This is a genomic window from Parasegetibacter sp. NRK P23 (assembly GCF_023721715.1).
Classification (GTDB): domain Bacteria; phylum Bacteroidota; class Bacteroidia; order Chitinophagales; family Chitinophagaceae; genus Parasegetibacter.
Window position 1 is genome coordinate 334,114 of sequence record NZ_JAMDLG010000001.1, and the last position, 21,739, is coordinate 355,852.

Below are 21,739 nucleotides of genomic sequence, written 5' to 3' on the forward strand. Positions count from 1 at the left end.
TTTTCAGATTCCCGAAGGATTAGTTCAGGAAGTTTTTGGTATCAACCGTGATGCCGGGGCTCATGGTGCTGGCCATGCTCACACCTTTCAGGTAAGTACCTTTCGCGGTGGATGGTTTCAGCTTGATGATGGCATTGATCAGTTCGGTACTGTTTTCCTGGATCTTCTGCACATCGAAAGATACGCGTCCGATAGAGGCGTGGATGATACCTGCTTTATCCACTTTAAAGGTAATCTTACCGCCTTTCACCTCGTTTACGGCAGCCGCCACATCGTTGGTAACGGTACCTGTTTTGGGGTTGGGCATCAGGTTACGTGGGCCGAGGATTTTACCCAGTTTACCGATCTTAGGCATTACGGACGGGGTAGCGATGATTACATCGATGTCAGTCCAGCCTGCTTCGATTTTCTGAATAAATTCATCCAGACCAACATGGTCAGCGCCTGCTTTGGTAGCATCGGCTTCTTTGTCAGGTGTGCAAAGTACGAGAACGCGCTTTGTTTTACCTGTACCGTGGGGCAGGGTTACTGAACCGCGAATAGCCTGATCGGCTTTTTTGGGATCAACGCCCAGACGAACGTGAATGTCTACGGAAGCATCGAACTTAGTGGTGTTCACCTCTTTTACGAGGGTAGCAGCTTCCTTCAGGGAGTACACTTTATTTTTGTCGACTTTACTGTCGGCTACTTTTCTTTTTTTGGTGGTTGCCATTTCTTAGAGTTTTTTCGGTGAACCAATTAGTTTTCCCAGGGAGCCTGGCCATCAACGGTGATACCCATGCTTCTTGCCGTACCAGCCACCATACGCATGGCGCTTTCCACGGTGAAACAGTTCAGATCGGGCATCTTGTCTTTTGCGATAGCTTCAACCTGGGCCCAGGTTACCTTACCCACCTTGTTACGGTTAGGCTCTTTGGAACCACTTTGAATTTTAGCCGCTTCCAGCAACTGAACGGGAGCCGGAGGAGTTTTGATAACAAACTCGAAAGATTTGTCGGAGAAAACAGTGATGAGAACGGGAAGAACCTTGCCCATTTTATCCTGGGTGCGCGCATTGAACTGCTTGCAGAACTCCATGATGTTGATTCCTTTGGAACCGAGGGCTGGTCCGATGGGAGGTGCAGGGTTCGCCTGTCCTCCTTTACACTGCAACTTAACGTAGCCTGTAATTTCTTTTGCCATTTTTGAGATTTTTTGGTGTTAACGTATTGCCCGGAGGCCATACTCCCAATCGCATTCGTCGAAAGAACTAAGTTTTTGGGGATGCGAAGGTACGATTTTATTCCTGTTTTCAAATATTTTTTAATAAACAGCCCCGGGCGAAGGTACACGATTACATACATTGGAAATGAAGTAATTAGAAAATTTTCCACAGCTTTATAAATGAGGAAAGAAAATTTTCCTGTGTAATTTTTTCTCCCTAACTTTTCAAATTAAATAAATATTCCACTTCCTAACTCATTAAAATTCTATCACAATGGCGAAAGCGAAAGCAAAACCAGTCAAGAAGGCTGCGCCCAAAAAGGCAGTAAAAAAGGCCGCACCGAAGAAAGCGGCCGTTAAAAAATCGGCTCCGAAAAAAGCCGCGAAAAAGGCAGCGCCTAAAAAAGCGGCTAAAAAAGTTGCACCAAAAAAAGTAGCCAAAAAGGCGGCACCCAAGAAAGCGGCGCCAAAAAAAATGGCAAAAAAAGCGGCACCTAAGAAAGCCGTGAAGAAAACAACCGCGGTGAAGAAAGCCGTGAAAAAGGCTGCTCCCAAAAAAGCGGCGCCGAAAAAAGTTGCTAAAAAAGCCGCACCAAAGAAAGCTACAGCGGCTAAGAAGGCCGCACCGAAAAAAGTAGCGGCCAAAAAAGCAGCGGCTCCCAAGAAAGCGGCGGTAAAAAAAGCAACGCCCAAAAAGGCCGCGCCAAAACCGAAGGCTAAAAAGGCACCCGCTCCTGTTGAAGAGCAAACACCTGTAATGCCTGTTGAAGCACCTGCGGCCGAACCTACGCCGGCACCTGCGCCAGAGACCAATGATGATGTAACGCCTACCACCCTGTTTGAATAAGCAGGTGTATATAGCTAAAGAAAAAGCCCCGCCAAATGGTGGGGCTTTTTAATGTTTTATCAGAACCGGTATTAAGCAAGCTTCTCTACCTGCATATAGTTCAGTTCCACTGGTGTGGAGCGTCCGAATATTTTTACGGTCACTTTCAGTTTCTTCTTCTCATCGTTTACTTCTTCGATGATACCGTTGAAGTCGTTGAAAGGTCCTTCGATGATCTTGATGGTTTCACCGATGATGAAAGGCTCGCTCATGTTCATGCCACCCGCTTCCGCCATTTCATCCATTTTACCCAGCATCTTGTTCACTTCCGCTTTGCGGAGTGCAATGGGGTTCTCTTTTCCGAGGAAATGGATCACATTGGAAGTGTTCTTGATGGTGTCTTTCAGGTCGTCAGAAAGTTTTCCATCTGCGATCTCGATCATCACATAACCGGGATAGTAGTTGCGTTCCCGCATTACCTTCTTACCGTTCTGCACCTTGTATACTTTCTCCACGGGCAGGAACACCTGTTTCACCACTTCACTCCAGCCACCCCTTGAAATTTCCTTATCGAGGTACTCCTTTACTTTCTTTTCCTTTCCACTCACCACGCGGAGCACGTACCATTTCGTTTCTACTTGATTAACTGCTGCTTCCATTAGCTAAAGAATGAGTAAATGAATTTAAGAAGAGAATTCGCGGCAAAGTCCATCACCCAAACGATAGCTGTGATAACCAGGGTTGCACCCAGAACGATCATGGTACTTTGTTGTAATTGTTCCCCGGTGGGCCAGGTTACTTTTTCAACCAGTTCCTTGTATGATTCTTTAAAATAAGTTGATATCTTATTCATAACTGTTTCTTTGTTCATCCTGCTGCCGGGGCAACAGAATGGAGTGCATACTTGCACGGGCGACAGGATTCGAACCCGTATCAAAGGTTTTGGAGACCTCTATTCTACCATTGAACTACGCCCGTATAAAAAGCCATTAGCAAATCGGGGGCTGCTGACTTCCGGCAAAAGTACTGATTTTCTGCCGATGCCGGCAACCGAACTGTTTTTCAACAGCCCATGTTGCTAATGGCCTATAATGAATCCGAGGATTACTTCAGGATCTCAGTAACCTGACCTGCACCTACGGTACGTCCACCTTCGCGGATAGCGAATTTCAGACCTTTTTCCATAGCGATGGGCTGGATCAGTTTTACAGTGAGGGAAGTGTTATCACCAGGCATTACCATTTCAGTTCCTTCAGGCAGCATACACTCACCTGTTACGTCCGTAGTACGGAAGTAGAACTGAGGACGGTATTTGTTGAAGAACGGCGTGTGACGGCCACCTTCTTCTTTGCTCAGTACGTAAACTTCACCTTTGAACTCAGTGTGCGGGGTGATGGATTTTGGCGCGCAAATAACCATACCACGACGGATCTGAGTTTTTTCAATACCGCGGAGCAGCAGACCGGCGTTGTCACCAGCTTCACCACGATCCAGCAGTTTTTTGAACATCTCAACACCAGTTACAACGGAGTTCATGGGTGCTTCCACGAGACCTACGATCTCAACGGGCTCACCAACTTTGATTACACCGCGCTCGATACGACCGGTTGCAACGGTACCACGACCAGTGATAGAGAATACGTCTTCAACAGACATCAGGAATGGCTGATCGATCGGACGGGGAGGCAGGGGAATGTAAGTATCCACAGCGTCCATCAGTTCTTCAACGCATTTAACCCATTTTTCTTCACCAGCGAGGGCGCCTGTAGCGGAACCTTTGATGATGGGGGTGTTGTCGCCGTCGAAACCATAAGAAGACAACAGGTCACGAATCTCCATTTCTACCAGTTCAAGCAGTTCGGGATCGTCAACCAGGTCAACTTTGTTCATAAATACAACAATACGGGGAACGCCTACCTGACGGGCGAGCAGGATGTGCTCTTTGGTCTGGGGCATAGGACCATCTGTTGCGGCAACCACCAGGATAGCGCCGTCCATCTGGGCAGCACCGGTGATCATGTTCTTCACGTAGTCAGCGTGACCGGGGCAGTCCACGTGAGCATAGTGCCTGTTGTCAGTCTGGTATTCTACGTGTGCGGTATTGATAGTGATACCACGCTCTTTTTCTTCGGGGGCACCATCAATTTCGTCGTAGTTCTTCTTCTGCGCCAAACCTTTTTTCGCCAGAATATCGGTAATAGCTGCAGTCAAAGTAGTTTTACCGTGGTCTACGTGACCAATGGTACCAACGTTCACGTGAGGTTTCTCCCTCTTAAAGGTCTCTTTTGACATCGTTATTGTTTTTGTTGCGGTTTTAAAATAAATAGCCATAAGCAAACACGCTTACAGCAATATGATTTGAATCAAATCACGACACTTTTCATCACAAAACACATTGCACACGCCTCTTGGTTCCTTTCCAAACAAACCGGGATGCCTTTCAGGGTTCTGATCCTGTTTAACAACCTCAATTCATTCAAATCGAGCTGTTGAAGAGAATTGAACTCTCGACCTCTTCCTTACCAAGGAAGTGCTCTACCCCTGAGCTACAACAGCTTGTTAACTGCTAACGCAGCGTCATTGAGCGGAAGACGAGTCTCGAACTCGCAACCTATAGCTTGGAAGGCTATCGCTCTACCAATTGAGCTACTTCCGCTTAGAAATTTTGGATGTTGAATTTTGAATTTTGGATGAAGTATTATTCACTATCCAAAATCCAACATTCAAAATTTGCTTCCGTGGGCAGGAGAGGATTCGAACCTCTGAAGTCGAAAGACAGCGGATTTACAGTCCGCCCCATTTGGCCGCTCTGGAACCTGCCCGGTTCTCCTTCTTCAAAATCAGACTGCAAATAGCAGTAATTTTTCCAAATCAGAAAAATTTTTCTGAGCCACTTGTCGGACTCGAACCAACGACCTGCTGATTACAAATCAGCTGCTCTACCAACTGAGCTAAAGTGGCTTATGAAGTTGAATGTCAATCTTCTAAAGAACTTCCAATTTATTGCGGATCGCTCCGTTTTTTTTGGGAAGGCAAAGGTAACGGAAAGTTTCAATTTCTGAAATTTTGTTCCTGTTTTTTTGAAACATTTTTTTGTAACCCCTTCATTTACTTTTTTCTACCTGTTTTCAGACCTGCATTTAACGCCAGTTTCCCACCCTTCTTTTTATTGAATTTTATCTTACCAAACCAACGTTTCATTGCCGATTGTTTATATTTTCAGGAAGCGCTTAGATTTTTTTCAATCAATTATGAAATAATTCTTATTTTTATTCGGTAACGATTGCCTCCGTATTGAAGCCCCTGAACCAGGGAAACGAGTTTGTTGTCAACCATTATAAATGTATATCTAAAATCTAACTGTAATGACAAACGGAGGGTTGTATCTGCCGCAGATGGAGCACGATGCCTGCGGGATCGGGTTTGTGGCGAGCATCAAAGGAAACAAGTCGCATCAAAACATCACAGATGCGCTTACCATCCTGGAGAACATGGAACACCGCGGCGCCTGCGGCTGTGAGAGCAACACCGGCGACGGTGCCGGTATTATGATCCAGATTCCACACGAATTTTTCTTCGACGAATGCCTTAAACTGGGCGTGCATCTTCCCGCTTACGGAAGATACGGCGTGGGCATGATCTTCTTCCCCAGAGAAATCAAACTGAGGGAAGAATGCCGCGACATCTTTAACCGTGCAGCGGAGAAGCTGAACCTGGAAATCCTCGCCTATCGCAAGGTTCCCGTGAACCAGGACGGCATCGGTTCCACCGCGCTTTCCGTAGAACCGGAGATCGAACAGGTGTTCATCGCATGTCCGGACCACATCAAGGATACCGAAGATTTCGAACGGAAACTCTTCATCCTCCGCAACTACGCCACACACACCATTCAAAGTGTATTGAAAAAGGATACCATCGGCTTTTACATGGCATCCCTCTCGCATAAAGTGATCGTATACAAAGGGCAACTCACTACCGCCCAGGTACGCAGCTATTTCACGGATCTTTCCAACAAAAGAATGGTGAGCGCCTTCGGCCTGGTGCATTCCCGTTTCGCTACCAACACCTTCCCTTCCTGGAAACTGGCGCAACCCTTCCGCTACATCGCGCACAATGGTGAGATCAATACATTGCAGGGCAACCTCAACTGGCTTCGTTCCAGCGAAAAGAATTTTGAAACGCCCTATTTCAGCAAGGAAGAACTGGAAATGATCCTCCCGATCGTTTCAGGCGTTCAGTCCGATTCCGCCTGCCTCGATAATGTGATCGAACTACTGATGCTGACCGGAAGAAGTCTGCCACACGTCATGATGATGCTCATTCCTGAAGCATGGGATGGCAACGACCAGATGGACCCGGTGAAAAAGGCGTTTTACGAATACCACGCATCCATTATGGAACCATGGGACGGACCAGCGTCCATCTCCTTCACCGATGGTAAAATGATCGGCGCGACACTGGACAGGAACGGCCTACGCCCCTCCCGCTATTGCGTTACAAAAGATGACCGTGTGATCATGGCTTCTGAAACCGGCGCATTGCCCATTGATCAATCCACCATCATTGAAAAGGGCCGTCTGCAGCCCGGAAAAATGTTCGTGGTAGATATGGAACAGGGCCGCATTATTTCAGATGATGAACTGAAACAGTCTATCTGCTCCCAGAAGCCTTACGGCGACTGGCTGAATCAATATAAAATCCGCCTGGATGAACTGGACGAGCCTCGTGTAACTTTCACGCACCTCTCCGATGAATCCGTGCAGAAATACCAGAAAGCATTTGGCTATTCTACGGAAGATATTGAAACCATCCTGAAGCCCATGGCGCTTGATGGCAAGGAACCCGTTGGCTCCATGGGTACCGACGTGCCGCTGGCCATACTTTCCGACCAGCCGCAACACCTCACCAGCTATTTCAAACAGCTGTTCGCGCAGGTAACCAATCCACCCATCGATCCCATCCGGGAAAGACTGGTAATGAGCCTCGTGGCTTACGTAGGCAATAACGGCAACCTGCTGAACGAATCGCCCATGCACTGCCATACCCTGGCACTGCCCAACCCGATTCTTTCCAGCAAGGAACTGGAAAAACTGCGCAGTATTGACACTGGCTTGTTCCAGGCCAAAACACTACAATGTTATTTCCGTGCGGACGGGAAAGCCGGTTCACTCAAAAAAGGCCTTGACCGTCTTTGCAGGTACGCCGTGGATGCCGTGGAAGACGGCTTTGAAGTGATCGTACTCACCGACCGCGCCATTGATTCTGAACACGCCCCCATCCCCTCTCTCCTCGCCTGTTCCGCTGTTCACCACCACCTGATCCGCAAAGGATACCGCGGAAAAGTTGGACTGGTAGTGGAAGCCGGTGATGTATGGGAAGTACACCATTTCGCCTGCCTGCTTGCTTTCGGCGCCACAGCCATCAATCCATACCTGGCCATGGCCACCATCCGCAACATGAAGTGGAACGGCGAACTGGATACCGACAAAGAATGGCACGATCTCCGGAAGAACTACATCAAAGCCGTGTGCGATGGGCTGCTGAAAGTATTCTCCAAAATGGGCATCTCCACCCTTCAATCTTATCAGGGCGCACAGATCATGGAAATACTCGGCCTGAACCAGGAAGTGGTAGACCAATACTTCACAGGCGCCGTATCCCGCATACAGGGCATGGGGCTTGATGATATCGCGAAAGAAGTACTGGCGAAACACTCGCTGGGCTTCAGCAAAAAGAATGTTCCTGTAGACAGGTTACCAGTTGGCGGCATCTACCAGTGGAAACGCAAAGGTGAATTCCACCTTTTCAATCCAGCCACCATCCACCTGCTGCAATATTCTACCAAACTCAACGATTACGGCACTTTCAAGAAATACTCCAAACTGGTGAACGACCAGAGCGAAAAAGCATGCACGCTCCGCAGCCAGTTCCAGTTCAAAAAACTGCGTCCTTCCATCTCCATTGATGAAGTGGAATCCGCTGAAAGCATTTTTAAACGCTTCGCTACCGGCGCCATGTCATTCGGCTCCATTTCATGGGAAGCGCATACTACGCTGGCCATCGCGATGAACAGGATCGGCGCGAAAAGTAATACCGGCGAAGGTGGTGAAGATGATGCACGTTACACGCCGCTTGAAAATGGCGACTCCATGCGCTCCTCCATCAAACAGGTGGCATCCGGACGTTTCGGGGTAACCAGTCTTTACCTGACAGAAGCCGATGAACTCCAGATCAAAATGGCGCAGGGCGCAAAACCCGGAGAAGGCGGACAACTTCCCGGCCATAAAGTAGACGACTGGATAGGCAGGGTGCGTCACTCCACACCAGGTGTGGGCCTGATCTCCCCTCCTCCGCACCACGATATTTATTCCATTGAAGACCTGGCACAACTGATCTACGACCTGAAAAACGCGAACCGCGCGGCACGCATCAATGTGAAGCTGGTTTCTAAAGCAGGCGTAGGCACCATCGCCGCAGGCGTGGCCAAAGCAAAAGCCGATGTGATCCTGATCGCAGGACACGATGGCGGAACCGGCGCATCGCCGATCAGCTCCATCAAACATGCGGGACTTCCCTGGGAACTGGGCCTGGCTGAAACACACCAGACCCTGGTTAAAAACAAATTGCGTAGCCGTGTTACCGTTCAAACCGATGGACAATTGAGAACCGGAAGGGATATCGCCGTCGCCACACTGCTTGGCGCGGAAGAATGGGGCATAGCTACCGCCGCATTAGTAGTGGAAGGCTGCATCATGATGCGCAAATGCCACCTGAATACCTGCCCGGTAGGGGTCGCCACACAGGATCCGGAATTACGCAAACGCTTCACCGGAAATGCTGACCACGTGGTAAATTTCTTCCGTTTCATTACTGAAGAATTCCGTGAGATCATGGCAGAACTGGGCTTCCGCACCGTAAATGAAATGGTGGGACAAGTACAGTTCCTGGAATCAAAGGACAACGTAACCCACTGGAAATACAGCAAACTTGACCTTTCGCCCATTCTGTACAAAGAACCTGAAGCAGACTTCACCGGTTTGTACAAGCAGGAAGAGCAGGACCATGGTATTGCCGATGTGCTGGACTGGAAACTCCTGGAAACGGCCAAGCCAGCCCTCGAAAAGAAAGAACGCGTATTCGGAAGTTTCAACATAAAAAATACAGACCGCACAGTAGGTACCATCTTATCGAATGAAGTGACCAAACGCTACAAAGCGGAAGGATTACCTGAAGATACCATCCACCTGAAATTCACCGGAACCGCGGGCCAGAGCTTCGGCGCCTTCAATACCAATGGCATTACCCTGGAACTGGAAGGCGACGCGAACGATTACTTCGGCAAGGGCCTGAGCGGCGCGCGCCTGGTGGTTTATCCGTCAAAAGATGCCGGCTTTGTTCCTGAAGACAATATTCTGATTGGTAACGTGGCCTTTTATGGCGCCACTTCAGGTGAGGCATTCATCCGGGGCAAGGCAGGCGAACGCTTTGCCGTGCGTAACTCCGGCGCGGTAGCCGTAGTGGAAGGCATCGGCGACCATGGTTGTGAGTACATGACCGGCGGCCGTGTGGTAATCCTGGGCGGCACCGGACGCAACTTCGCGGCGGGCATGAGCGGCGGTATCGCTTACGTGTACGATGTGAAAGGACAATTCAGCACCAACTGCAACAAAGAAATGGTGGACCTCGATCCCGTTTCGCAGGAAGACGCACAGGAATTGTTCGACCTCATTCAGCGTCATTACGCTTACACGGCCAGCAGCGTGGCTCGTTTTGTTCTTGATGATTTCGAAAACCAGCTTCAGCATTTTGTAAAAGTTTTCCCAAGCGATTACAAAAAAGTGCTGGCGCAGAAAAAATCGGAACTCAACCAGAAAAAAACATCCTAATCATTTCAGAAAGAAGATCAATCTACCAATATGGGTAAGCCTACAGGATTCTTAGAATTTACCCGGGAAATGCCCGGCAAAAAACCCGCCCAGGAGCGTGTAAAACACTACAATGAGTTTGTAGAAAGCTACAGCGAGGAAAAACTCAACCAACAATCCGCGCGCTGCATGAACTGCGGTGTCCCCTTCTGCCACAGTGGTTGCCCGCTGGGCAATGTGATTCCGGAGTTCAACGACGCGGTATATAAAAAGAAGTGGAAAGAGGCTTATGATATCCTTACTTCCACGAATAATTTCCCCGAATTCACCGGCAGGATTTGTCCCGCACCCTGCGAAAGCGCGTGCGTACTGGGCATCAACCAACCGCCGGTAGCCATCGAGGAAATAGAAAAACACATTATCGAGATCGCATTCAGCAAAGGCTATGTGAAAGCGAAGAAACCCGCTTTGCGTACCGGTAAGAAAGTGGCCGTGGTAGGATCGGGCCCCGCTGGTCTGGCGGCCGCCGCGCAACTGAACCAGGCCGGCCACTGGGTGACCGTTTTTGAAAGAGACGACGCGGCAGGTGGATTATTACGGTATGGCATACCCGATTTTAAGCTGGAGAAAAAAGTGATCGACAGACGCATCGCGGTGATGGAAGAAGAAGGCATCGAATTCCGTTGCAATACCAATATAGGTGTGGATGTTTCCGTGAGCGACCTGCTCCGTGAGTACCACGCCATCGTACTCGCCGGCGGATCCACTATCCCCCGCGACCTGAATGTAACCGGCCGACAGTTCAACGGTGTACATTATGCGATGGAATTCCTGAAACAACAAAACAAACGTGTGAGCAACCGCAGCTTCACCGAAGCGGAACTCTCCGCCAAAGGAAAAGATGTGGTAGTGATTGGCGGTGGTGACACGGGCTCCGACTGTGTGGGCACTTCCAACCGTCACGGCGCGAAGTCCATCACACAGTTTGAACTCCTTCCGCAGCCTCCGGCGGAAAGAACCGGCTATATGCCCTGGCCCACTTACCCCATGCTCCTGAAGACCACCACTTCACACGAAGAAGGCGTGGAAAGAAAATGGGCGGTGGCCACAAAAGAATTCATCGGAGACGAGAATGGCAAACTGAAAGCGTTGAAAATAGTGGACCTTGAATGGAAATCCGGACCTGAGGGACGTCCTGCCAGCTTCGTGGAAGTGCCCGGTTCAGAAAGGGAAATTCCCTGCCAGCTCGCACTGCTGGCCATGGGCTTCCTCCATCCGCAGAAAGAAGGCATGATCAGCGAACTGGAAGTGGAACTGGATGAAAGGGGCAATGTAAGGGCTTCTGAAAAAGAATTTCAGACCAATATCGCGAAGATATTCGCGGCAGGCGATATGCGCCGCGGACAATCATTGGTGGTATGGGCCATCAGCGAAGGAAGAGAGTGCGCGAGAAAAGTAGATGAATACCTGATGGGACATTCCCTGCTTGAATCGAAGGATGAATCATTACTGCTTAGTACTATTTAACAAGTACAATTCCATACCTTAATCGTGAGGTGTATCTTTCAGGAGATACACCTTTTTTTATTGATACATTTCTCCAGGTCAGGGAAACCATTTTTCCAGATAACTCATAGTATAGTAGTAATCAATCCTGATTAATGATCTTTCCTTCTCCACAATGCATTCTCCAGTAAAAAAGGACCGAACGGGATCAAAGCTGCAACGAAACCCAATACCAGCTTTCCAAACGACCAGTTCATCAGACTCTTTACCTCCAACAGGAAGAAGAGGTAGGCTACAAATAGCACGCCGTGCGCCCATCCCATGTATTTCACAGCTTCGGGCATCCCCCACCCATATTTCAGTGGCATGGCCACGCCCAATAAAAGCAGGAAAGATATGGCCTCAGCATAACCAGTATACTTAAAACGAGTAACCGGACTGGAAAAAAATGATTTCATAGCCCAAAATTACTTGAATTACAAGCCAGATTTTAGCAATCCCTGAAAATATCTTACCAACAAGGCAATAAAATATTCGAAAACCACAAAATAATTTATATTAATTTTTTAATTAATGCAAAAACATTACATTAGATAACGTTGAAAAACAATCACTTACAAAAGAACAATCGTTTGCTATTCATATTAAAATAAATACTATATTTTAATCTTTTCAATTTATTAACAATAGTGATCTTTGAAAGATCAAATTCGCTAATATTACAATAATTAATATTTCATCAAATCAAAACTAGATGCGTATGCGAAGCATTTCCTTCAGGCAAGTGGCCCCGTTCCTGATCCTGGCCGGTGTTGCCGTTGCCTCCCTCTTCATCCCCACCCTTCCTGTATTTGAAGATAAGGAAGGCGTTTACAGCTCCTCCGACATTGCATGGGTGCTCACCTCTACCGCCCTCGTATTCCTGATGACCCCAGGCCTCGCCTTCTTCTATGGCGGGATGGTACACAGGAAAAACGTTATTTCTACCATGATTAAAAGTGTGGTAGCCGCGGGTGTAGTAAGTGTACTCTGGGTATTCTTTGGGTTCAGCCTGTGCTTCGGAGATTCCATCGGAGGATTTATTGGAAGCCCTTCCACTTTCCTCTTCTTTAAGGGTGTAATGTCTGGCGCTCCCTGGAGCCTTGCCCCCACCATTCCCCTGGCACTGTTTGCCTTGTTCCAGCTGATGTTCGCTATCATCACGCCCGGACTGGTGGTAGGTGCGGTAGCCGAAAGGATCCGTTTCACCTCTTACATTCTTTTCATCGCGCTTTTCGCTATCCTGGTGTATGCACCAATTGCGCACTGGACCTGGCATCCTGAAGGATTCCTCTTCAAATGGGGTGTTCTTGACTTCGCCGGTGGTACCGTGGTACACATTTCAGCCGGTTGCGCAGCCCTCGCAGGCGCGTTGGTACTGAAAAGAAGAAAATCACACATGGAGCACCAGGAAATTCCTCCCGCCAACATTCCTTATGTATTGATTGGTACGGGTCTTCTGTGGTTCGGCTGGTTCGGCTTTAACGCAGGTTCCGCACTGGGTGCAGGTTCCCTTGCCGTTTCCGCTTTCGCCACCACCAACACTGCAGCCGCTGCCGCTGGTTTGTCCTGGATGTTCTTCGATGTACTCCGTGGCAAGAAGCCTTCTGTACTCGGATTCTGTATCGGTGCGGTAGTTGGCCTGGTTGCCATTACACCAGCAGCCGGTTTCGTAGCGGTTCCACAAAGCATCTTTATCGGTGTGGTTGCGGCCATCATCTCTAACCTGGCGGTTTACTACAAGCAAAAATCCAAACTGGACGATACGCTGGACGTATTCCCCTGCCACGGTATCGGTGGTATGGTTGGTATGCTCCTTACCGGTTTGCTCGCAACCAAAGCCATGAACGGCGCCGGCAATGACGGTTTGTTCTACGGCAATTCCGAGTTCTTCTTTACACAGGTGAAAGCACTCGCCATCGTGGTAGGTTACAGCTTCGTGGTATCTTTCCTGATCTTCAAATTCATCAACTTCATCCTGCCGCTCCGCGTTAGCTCTGAAGAAGAAGAACTGGGTCTGGATGCTACGCAGCACAACGAGAAGTACCTGCAAGGAACCCTGCTGATCAGCAACAACGGAAAAATGAAAGAAACACCTGCAGATGCAGAAAAAGGCACAGTAGACGTGATATAGTAATCTAGCACATTACTATCGTCCACCATACCTTTTTCCTAATAACAAATAAAAAACGCATAACAATGTTACAAAAAATTTTTGCAACGGCAGTTGCAAGCATGAGCTTTTTGCCCCTACTCGCCCAGGAAACAGAGACCACTACAGAAGCTTCTACAGAAAAAAAATCAACTACTACCTTCTCCGGAATGGCGGATGTATATTACCGCTGGGATTTCAATAAAATGGCCGGTAACAATAAAACCAGTTTCACCAACAGCCACAATTCATTTGAATTGGGCATGATTAGCGGAAAACTGGAACACAAGTGGGACAAAGTGGGTCTGGTAGCCGATGTAGGCTTTGGTCAGCGCGCCGAAGACTTCTCCTACAACGACGCCAACACCCGCTTCATCATCAAACAACTGAATGTAAGCTACAGCCCTAAAGACTGGTTGAAACTTACAGCGGGAAGCTGGGCCACACACGTAGGTTATGAACTGGTTGACCCTAACCTGAACAGGAACTACAGTATGTCGTACCTGTTCTCTTATGGTCCCTTCTTCCACACTGGTGTAAAGGCAGAGATCACTACCGGCAAACATGGTTTCATGGTGGGTATTGCCAATCCCACGGATCTGAAATCCGCCAACGACGCCAGGAAATTCTTCATTGGCCAATATAGCTTCGCCGCAAGCGATGCCTTCAAAGCCTATGTGAACGTGCTGGCCGGAGAAGATGATCCTTCCATTGATTCCAAAACCTTCCAGGGAGATGTGGTGCTTACTGCTGGTTTAAGCGATAAATTTTCGCTCGGCGCCAATGCAAGCGTAAACCGCAATACCTATCCTGTTGCGGGTAAAAAAGAATCCTTCACCTGGTGGGGTGCCGCGGGTTATATAAACTTCGATCCCACTGAGTCATTGGGCTTCACCCTCCGTGTGGAGAACTTCGACGACAAAGATCAGCGCAATGTGTTCGCTGACGCTCCTAAAGGCGGAAGCGTACTGGCGACCACCTTATCCACCAACATCAAAATAAAATCACTCATCTTAATACCGGAAATCCGGTTTGAAAACGCTGGCGAGGAGATTTATGAAAATAAATCCGGCGCAGGCAAGAAGACGAACGGCCATTTTCTAGTTGCAGCCGTCTATCAGTTTTGATGAAAGAAAAAGCCGGGTTTTTACCCGGCTTTTTCGCTTTTAAGAGAGACCAGTTCGTTTACAGATACCTTCCTACCCTATCCCTCCTTATTCTATTGTACCCATTCTTTATAAGGCTTACGCGGAGTTCCTGCCGGCATTAATGATACCGAAAGAAGCTCTTGTCGTAAGCTTTTCATATAGTTCCTTCCTGCCCTGCTCTTTCAATAACGCCGGATCCTGCAAAGCCTGGATGGCATATTGCTGAATCGTGAGCAAAGGCAATACGATCTTATCCCGCATCTGGATGGAAAGCTGGTCAACCGGATAATCATTCATCAACTCCGCATGGCCGCTGATTTTAGAGAGATACTTCCGGGTCAGTTCATATTCATAATAAATCTTGTTCCAGATTTCTCCGAACTCGGGGTGCGCCGATAAGTGCTCTGTAAGCGGGAAATAACATTTCTTCATCGCCATCTCGCAGTTGTCGACGAGCGTTTTGAAGAACATGGATTTGCGGTACAGTTCCTTCACTTCATTCAACCTGCCTTTTTTCTCCATCGCCTGCATGGCCGTTCCCATGCCGTAATAACCGGTCACATTCTGCTTCAACTGGCTCCAGGCGCTCACGTAAGGAATCGCACGCAGGTCCTTTAAAGTAAGTTTGGAGTTGTTGTTCCGCTTCGCGGGCCGACTACCGATATTAGTATCGCTGTAGAAACGCAGCGGACTTACGGCAGAGAGATAAGGCATGAACTTCGGATGCTCCTTCAGTTCGGTATACGCATGGAAACTTTCGCGGGAAAGCTGTTCCAAAAGACTTTCTTCTTCTTCCGTAAATGTCTTCTCCAGAGAACTGAACAATTCGTTGGTCACCCCGGCATGGAGCAACTGTTCAATATTAAACTGCGCCGCGTCCACCGTTCCGAAACTGGAACTTACGGTTTGTCCCTGAACGGTTACCTGGATCTCTTTCCCGGAAATATTCTTCCCGAGTGACGCGTAAAATTTATGTGTTTTTCCACCACCACGTGCGGGAGGACCGCCCCTTCCATCGAAGAACAGCACGTCGATACCGAACTCTTTCGATACCCTTGTAAGCGTTTCTTTGGCTTTATAAATCCCCCAGTTGGCCATCATATAACCGCCATCTTTTGTACCATCGCTGAAGCCGAGCATTACCGTTTGCTTATTGCCCCGGCGCTTCAGGTGTTTGCGGTACACATCCAGACTGTACAGTTCGCGCATTACATCCGCGGCCACTTCAAGGTCGGAGATGGTTTCGAACAACGGCACCACATCAATGTGCATGTCTTTTTCCTTCCAGCCGCACATCCTGAAGAGCGCATACACTTCCATTACTTCCAGCGCTGAACCGCACTGGCTGATGATATAACGGCTGCACCCCTCGGGGCCGTTCATTTTATGTATCTCACGTATCGCGTAGATGGATTCTATCGTATCTTTTTCAATGCCCTTCTCCCAGTTGTCGGACTTGAAATGCCCATCCGCGGTAATCAGCAATTTCAATTTCTCCGCATCACTCAGTTTACCATAATTCACGGGCAGTTCCGTTTCACCTTCCGCGGCCATCATGGAGATCACCTTGTTGTGTACGGAACTTTCCTGGCGCACATCGAGCGTGGCGAAATACAGGCCGAACAGGTGCACTTTGTTGATGAAGCTGTTGAGCAGGTCAAGGAAAAGACTGCTGTGGCGGTGGATCAGCATTTCGCGGATTTCCAGCAGGGGTTTCAGCAGGTCGTCTTTGCTGAGTCCTTTTGCCGCGCGGGGAATGAACAGGTGATCGTACAGTTTTTCTTCCAGCTTCGTGAGCAGTTCCTCAATTCCCGCGAATGTGAGCCTGCGCTTCAATTTCCGGATATCGAGGTAATAACACTTGATGATGCTTCCACGCAGGGCGGCGGCCACCTTCAGCGTGATATCTGCCGTTACGAAAGGATTTCCATCCCGGTCGCCACCGGGCCAGAAGCCCATTTGCACCACGGGTTGTTTGGAAGGATCGTATTCCGGATATTGCTGGGTCAGCTTATTGATGATCTTCCCGCAGGAAGTATAGAACACATTTTCGAGGTACCAGATCAGGCTCACGGCCTCATCATACGGTGTGGGTTTCTGCTTTTTGAAGAAAGGCGTTTTCCCCAATTGCTGCAGGTAAGTATTGATGTGGTTCACATCATTATCGGCCACCGCTTTTGAAAGATCGTTGATGATCCCGAGTACAGGGCCGGGATAAAACTGCGTGGGGTGCGCCGTAAGTACGAGTCGCACCGCGAAATGCTGCAGTTTTTCAAGCAGGTCATCCTGCCTGCCCGACTGTATCACTTCCGATTCGAGGTGCTTGAGCGTACCTACGCCGTTCATATCGTTCACATCACTGAAAGCAGCGTCTTCCAACGCGTCGAACAACACCACCTGGCGCTCCACGTACTGCACGAAACGGAAAAGGAAATCGATGCGTTCCTGTTCAGTTTTCAACGAAGTATGTTTGTGGAAGAACTGCTCCATTAACTCGCGCGGACTCTTCTTTTTCTTAAATCCTTCCTCGCAATGGTTCTGCAAAAGGGAAAGCAGAATACCTGTTCTTTCAATGCGGTAGAACGGCAGCGACGAGAAAAGACTGTTGTACAATTGGAACTTCAGCGAAACCTGGTCATGAAACCGGCTTACGGAAGGAAGCGAACTTGCCATTGGCGTAACGATGTGCTTTTGGTTAATGAAAGGCAGGCGGGCATTCAAAACGCTAATATACTGAAACGGTGAGGATGCCCCAAAAAAAAGACCCCCGTTTCCGGAGGTCTGAAGCCTTATCAGGCGAATTGTTTTTCTTTTTTTCTTTTTATCTGATTGACCAGCGAATCGAGTGCCTGGTCGAAAGATTCTTCAAATGTTTTGGAACTTGTTTTTACGAAGAAATCGTAGCGTGGAACGTGTACCCTGATCTCTACGATCTTATCCTTTATCGTGTGAACTACATTGTCCAGTTTTAAGAATACGTCCGCTTTGATGATTCTGTCATGAAACGTTGAAAGTTTTTGCAATTTCTGATTCACGTAATCTACCAGTTTAACATCTGGATTAAAATGCACAGTCTGAATGTTAACGTTCATAGCATCGCAATTTTATTATGAAGAAATAAGAAATGAAAGAACTGCAGTTTGTTCATATTGGATATTGTTTTATTGGACTATTAAGTTATGTTGAAATTATTGGAATCCCAAAAATAAAGGGGTGTTTTTTAGGGTTTGCAATGACATTTTAACGTCATTTTCATCCGCCTTTCGGATGCGCTTTTTTGTGTGCCGCTTTCAGCTTTTCAATGGTATTGTGGGTATATACCTGTGTGGCCGCCAGGCTGGAGTGTCCCAGCAATTCTTTGATGGCATTGAGGTCAGCGCCGTTATTGGAAAGATGTGTGGCGAAGCTGTGCCGCAGTACGTGCGGGCTCTTCTTGGTGATGGTGGTCACCTGTGCAAGCGCCTGCTTCACCATATTATACAATTGCTTTTCCCCCAGCTTCTTTCCCTTTGAAGTGAGCAACAAGGGCGACTCCGGCATTGCTCCTTCTTCTGGCCTTTCGGGGTGTTGCAGGTACTCCTTTATGTTGGCCATCAGCTCCTGTTGAAGCGGGATCATCCTTTCTTTATTGCCCTTTCCCAATACCCGAAGTTGGGCTCTGGAAAATTCAACCTGTTCCCGCGTAAGTCCAATGAGTTCGGCACGGCGCATCCCGGTATGGTACAACAACACCAGCGCAAGCCGTTGTGTTTTTCCTTCCCAGTTGTCAGGGAACTCCACATGCCTGAACAAGGTTTCCAGTTGCGCCTTCTCCACATACACAGGGAGCTTCCTCCCGATTTTTGGCAGAACAATACCCGCTACGGGCGATGGCGACTGAATCCCGCTCTTCATCCGGTACTTGTAGAACGATTGTAAGGCTGAAGCCCTTCGCCGCATGGTAGTGGCAGTGGCCCCCTGCTCCTTCATCGTAACGAGCCAGGAACGCACCATGGACTGGGTAACGGCCTCAAATGTGGTTACGTCAAACTCTCTTTCAATGTATTCGTGGAAAAAACGCAAGTCATCCCCATAACTGCGGATCGTATTGAACGCGTATCGCTTCACCGTGGAAAGATGGGTGAGAAACGACTGAATAGCAGGATGGTACCGAGGTAATAACATAAAAAGGTTGGTCCAAAGTTAAACTGTTTGAACCAACCTTTATACTATAGGGAATAAGTTATTCCGGGTTATGCTTCGATCTTGCCGCTGGCGATCTGCTGCTTGTACACAGCTTTCAGCACTTCACCACGACGCTTTACAGACGGCTTTGTGAAAGACTGACGACCTCTCAGTTGCAATAAGATTTTCGCTTTTTCGAATTTCTTCTTGTACTTCTTGAGTGCCTTGTCAATATTTTCGCAGTCTTTAGAATCGATGATTAACATATTTGATACCTCCTTTAATGAAATTTGGGATGGCAAAGGTAGGGATATTTCTCAAAAAAACAAACCTTATCAAGAAATTCGTGATATGGCTTAATTTGCGGCATGTTTACAGGAATTATAGAAGCATTGGGACAGGTGGAAGCCATAACCGGCGAGGGCAGCAACAAAACCTTCGTGGTAAGCAGTTCCATCAGTTCCGAACTGAAAATCGACCAGAGCGTGAGCCATAACGGCGTTTGTCTGACCGTGGAATCCGTTGCGGACGGTGTGCACACGGTAACCGCCATCGCCGAAACACTCGAAAAAACGAGCCTTGGAACTTGGACCGCCGGTACCATCGTGAACCTGGAACGCTGTCTTCCCCTCCATGGTCGGCTGGATGGCCACCTGGTGCAGGGGCATGTAGACACCACCGGCACCTGCCTTTCGGTGACGCCGAGGGAAGGAAGTTGGGAGTTCGAAATCGGTTTCCCGGGACAGTTCGCGGCGCTGGTGATTGAGAAAGGCTCCATTTCACTGAATGGTATTAGCCTGACTGTATTCAATGTTGGAATAGATCGCTTTACCGTGGCCATCATTCCCTACACGTATGAGCACACCAATATGCACAATTTGAAAGCGGGAGATACGGTGAATATTGAGTTTGATATGGTGGGGAAGTATATTCAAAGGAGTTTAAGCCTGAAATAACCCCAAGGATTATATCTTTTTCCCTTTCATAGCCGATCCAACCGCTTCATCCATGGCGCGTTCCGCGTAAGGACGGGACACCTCATTCAGTTCCTCGATCTTTTTATGAATCAGGTCTTTGTCTTCCATGGTGAGCGCCAGTTGCAAAGCCTGCATTGCGGCGGCGGTATCCTGTAGCTCCTGCGGTGTAAGCATCTGAACATGCTTCGCGATAAATCCTTCGGTGGAAGCGAGGAGCTGCTCCCCTTCGGTTCGCGCTTCCACCAGGGCACGGGTCGCGATGTCTTCTTTCGCATGTGTCACGGAATCGAGGAGCATTTTTTCCACTTCTTCATCCGTTAATCCATACTGGGGTTTCACTTCTATGCTTTGTTCCACCCCGCTCCTAAGTTCTTTGGCCTTCACCACCAGAATACCATCGGCGTTGATCAGGAAGCCCACTTCCACTTTGGGTAATCCTGCGGGCATGCCGGGAATACCACTGAGGTTGAATTCAGCGAGTTTGCGGTTGTCTTTTACGAGATCGCGTTCACCCTGGAAAACGGAGACGCGGATGCCGCTTTGTCCATCTTTCTGTGTGGTGTATTGCCTTGCGGCTTTGATAGGAATTTTAGAGTTACGGGGAATGAGTACATCCATCAGCCCACCCATTGTCTCAATGCCAAGTGAGAGCGGCGTAATGTCCAGCAACAGGAAGTCGCGGTTATTACCGGCCAGAATATCCGCCTGCACCGCCGCGCCCAACGCCACTACTTCATCAGGATTCACTTCATCGTGCACCGGCTTTCCAAAGAAAGCCGCAACGGATTCTTTCACCAAAGGCACGCGTGTGGAGCCGCCCACCATTACGATGGTATCAATATCCTGCTGGGTAAGTCCTGCGTCTTTCAGCGCGTTCGCGCAGGCATGCAGTGTTTTGTCCACCAATGGTTTTGCCAGTGTTTCAAACTGTTGTTTTGTAATGGTGAACGCCATTTCCCGGATGGTAACGGAAAAGTTATCTTCTTTACTCAGGGCTTTTTTGGCGGCTTCAGCGGCCAGCCTGAATTCCTGGAGCAACTGCTTATCGTTTTCAAACACTTCTTTTTCGAGGCCGGAGCTTTCCATCCAGTATTGCCTGATGATGTTATCGAAATCATCTCCACCGAGGTAAGTATCGCCATTGGTGGAAAGCACTTCAAAAATACCATTGCTGATCTGGAGAATTGATACATCGAAAGTACCGCCGCCCAGGTCGTAGACCGCGATCTTCTTTTCTTCTTCTTTTTGCAGGCCCAGTCCGTAAGCCAGACTCGCGGCCGTAGGTTCATTGATGATGCGCAACACATCCAGTCCGGCCAGTTTGCCGGCATCCCTTGTAGCCTGGCGTTGTGCATCATTAAAGTAAGCCGGCACCGTAATCACGGCCTTTGTAACCGGCGTTTTCAAAATATGTTCGGCCCTTTCTTTGAGTTCTTTCAGGATAAAGGAGGAGAGTTCCACAGGAGAGTAAAACTTATCGCCTACCTGCACTTTCACCAGGGAGTCTGTGTTGTCGTCGATTATTTTATAAGAAAAAAGATGGGCATTGTTCCGTACATCGTTGTAAGATTTGCCCATCAGTCTTTTAGCTGAAAAGATAGTATTGGAAGGCTCTTTCACCAGCAGTTCCCTTGCCTGCTCTCCTACCGTTACAATGCCCGCGTCTCCGAAATGCACCACCGAAGGAACCAGGGAAGAGGAATTGTGCTCCTTCAACGCCACGGGTTGCCGGCTTTCCGGATGGATAATGGCCACAAGGCTGTTTGTGGTGCCCAGGTCTATCCCAACGATCATCTCTTCTTTCTGCAAACTTCCCGTTGCTATATTAATACCGATTTTTGCCATTCTGCTGGATATTT

General features: G+C 48.5%; 17 protein-coding genes and 5 tRNA genes. 5 read left to right on the top strand and 17 right to left on the bottom strand.

Annotated elements, in window-relative coordinates:
• Window positions 1-19: 19 nt before the first annotated feature.
• The 11 genes from rplA to M4J38_RS01335 form a co-directional block, all read right to left on the bottom strand.
• Window positions 20-712, bottom strand: coding sequence for a 50S ribosomal protein L1 (rplA, locus tag M4J38_RS01285; protein WP_251757713.1), 693 nt, complete (start codon window positions 710-712; stop codon window positions 20-22).
• A gap of 26 nt (window positions 713-738) precedes the next feature.
• On the bottom strand, window positions 739-1,182 hold the full coding sequence (gene rplK / locus M4J38_RS01290; protein ID WP_251757714.1) for a 50S ribosomal protein L11: 444 nt from the start codon (window positions 1,180-1,182) through the stop codon (window positions 739-741).
• A gap of 279 nt (window positions 1,183-1,461) precedes the next feature.
• A complete protein-coding gene (locus tag M4J38_RS01295) occupies window positions 1,462-2,037 on the bottom strand; it encodes a hypothetical protein (protein ID WP_251757715.1) in 576 nt (191 codons plus the stop codon).
• 84 nt (window positions 2,038-2,121) lie between these two features.
• On the bottom strand, window positions 2,122-2,688 hold the full coding sequence (gene nusG / locus M4J38_RS01300; RefSeq protein ID WP_251757716.1) for a transcription termination/antitermination protein NusG: 567 nt from the start codon (window positions 2,686-2,688) through the stop codon (window positions 2,122-2,124).
• On the bottom strand, window positions 2,688-2,882 hold the full coding sequence (gene secE / locus M4J38_RS01305; protein ID WP_251757717.1) for a preprotein translocase subunit SecE: 195 nt from the start codon (window positions 2,880-2,882) through the stop codon (window positions 2,688-2,690). Before secE ends, nusG begins: the two co-directional genes overlap by 1 nt.
• 54 nt (window positions 2,883-2,936) lie before the next feature.
• A tRNA-Trp gene (locus M4J38_RS01310) sits at window positions 2,937-3,007 on the bottom strand.
• Between the two features lie 126 nt (window positions 3,008-3,133).
• A complete protein-coding gene (gene tuf, locus M4J38_RS01315; RefSeq protein ID WP_251757718.1) occupies window positions 3,134-4,321 on the bottom strand; it encodes an elongation factor Tu in 1,188 nt (395 codons plus the stop codon).
• Window positions 4,322-4,513: 192 nt separating this feature from the next.
• Window positions 4,514-4,585 (bottom strand) — tRNA-Thr (locus M4J38_RS01320).
• Window positions 4,586-4,612: 27 nt separating this feature from the next.
• A tRNA-Gly gene (locus tag M4J38_RS01325) sits at window positions 4,613-4,685 on the bottom strand.
• 83 nt (window positions 4,686-4,768) lie between these two features.
• Window positions 4,769-4,851 (bottom strand) — tRNA-Tyr (locus M4J38_RS01330).
• Between the two features lie 66 nt (window positions 4,852-4,917).
• Window positions 4,918-4,990 (bottom strand) — tRNA-Thr (locus M4J38_RS01335).
• A gap of 404 nt (window positions 4,991-5,394) precedes the next feature.
• Here M4J38_RS01335 and gltB point away from each other — a divergent pair.
• A complete protein-coding gene (gene gltB / locus M4J38_RS01340; protein ID WP_251757719.1) occupies window positions 5,395-9,915 on the top strand; it encodes a glutamate synthase large subunit in 4,521 nt (1,506 codons plus the stop codon).
• A 30-nt stretch (window positions 9,916-9,945) separates the two neighbouring features.
• Complete coding sequence (locus M4J38_RS01345; RefSeq protein ID WP_251757720.1) at window positions 9,946-11,421, top strand: glutamate synthase subunit beta; 1,476 nt, start codon at window positions 9,946-9,948, stop codon at window positions 11,419-11,421.
• A 131-nt stretch (window positions 11,422-11,552) separates the two neighbouring features.
• Here the strand turns inward: M4J38_RS01345 and M4J38_RS01350 are convergent, their stop codons facing one another.
• Complete coding sequence (locus M4J38_RS01350; RefSeq protein ID WP_251757721.1) at window positions 11,553-11,858, bottom strand: DUF3817 domain-containing protein; 306 nt, start codon at window positions 11,856-11,858, stop codon at window positions 11,553-11,555.
• Between the two features lie 302 nt (window positions 11,859-12,160).
• Between M4J38_RS01350 and M4J38_RS01355 the strand changes: the two genes are divergently transcribed.
• Both M4J38_RS01355 and M4J38_RS01360 read left to right on the top strand, forming a co-directional pair.
• Window positions 12,161-13,573, top strand: a complete 1,413-nt coding sequence (locus M4J38_RS01355) for an ammonium transporter (protein ID WP_251757722.1) — start codon at window positions 12,161-12,163, stop codon at window positions 13,571-13,573.
• A 101-nt stretch (window positions 13,574-13,674) separates the two neighbouring features.
• Window positions 13,675-14,718 (top strand): outer membrane beta-barrel protein, encoded by a 1,044-nt coding sequence (locus M4J38_RS01360; RefSeq protein ID WP_251757723.1) that lies wholly within the window; start codon window positions 13,675-13,677, stop codon window positions 14,716-14,718.
• Between the two features lie 117 nt (window positions 14,719-14,835).
• Here the strand turns inward: M4J38_RS01360 and M4J38_RS01365 are convergent, their stop codons facing one another.
• The 4 genes from M4J38_RS01365 to rpsU form a co-directional block, all read right to left on the bottom strand.
• Complete coding sequence (locus M4J38_RS01365) at window positions 14,836-17,412, bottom strand: phosphoenolpyruvate carboxylase (protein WP_251757724.1); 2,577 nt, start codon at window positions 17,410-17,412, stop codon at window positions 14,836-14,838.
• 119 nt (window positions 17,413-17,531) lie between these two features.
• Complete coding sequence (locus M4J38_RS01370; RefSeq protein WP_251757725.1) at window positions 17,532-17,831, bottom strand: HPF/RaiA family ribosome-associated protein; 300 nt, start codon at window positions 17,829-17,831, stop codon at window positions 17,532-17,534.
• A 160-nt stretch (window positions 17,832-17,991) separates the two neighbouring features.
• Window positions 17,992-18,903: a tyrosine-type recombinase/integrase gene (locus M4J38_RS01375; protein WP_251757726.1), complete on the bottom strand. Its 912-nt coding sequence runs from the start codon at window positions 18,901-18,903 to the stop codon at window positions 17,992-17,994.
• 68 nt (window positions 18,904-18,971) lie between these two features.
• Complete coding sequence (gene rpsU / locus M4J38_RS01380) at window positions 18,972-19,169, bottom strand: 30S ribosomal protein S21 (RefSeq protein WP_251757727.1); 198 nt, start codon at window positions 19,167-19,169, stop codon at window positions 18,972-18,974.
• Window positions 19,170-19,271: 102 nt separating this feature from the next.
• Here rpsU and M4J38_RS01385 point away from each other — a divergent pair, with 102 nt between their 5' ends.
• A complete protein-coding gene (locus M4J38_RS01385; RefSeq protein ID WP_251757728.1) occupies window positions 19,272-19,859 on the top strand; it encodes a riboflavin synthase in 588 nt (195 codons plus the stop codon).
• 9 nt (window positions 19,860-19,868) lie between these two features.
• On the opposite strand, the gene hscA is transcribed toward M4J38_RS01385, so the two are convergent.
• Complete coding sequence (gene hscA, locus M4J38_RS01390) at window positions 19,869-21,725, bottom strand: Fe-S protein assembly chaperone HscA (protein WP_251757729.1); 1,857 nt, start codon at window positions 21,723-21,725, stop codon at window positions 19,869-19,871.
• Window positions 21,726-21,739 lie beyond the last annotated feature (14 nt).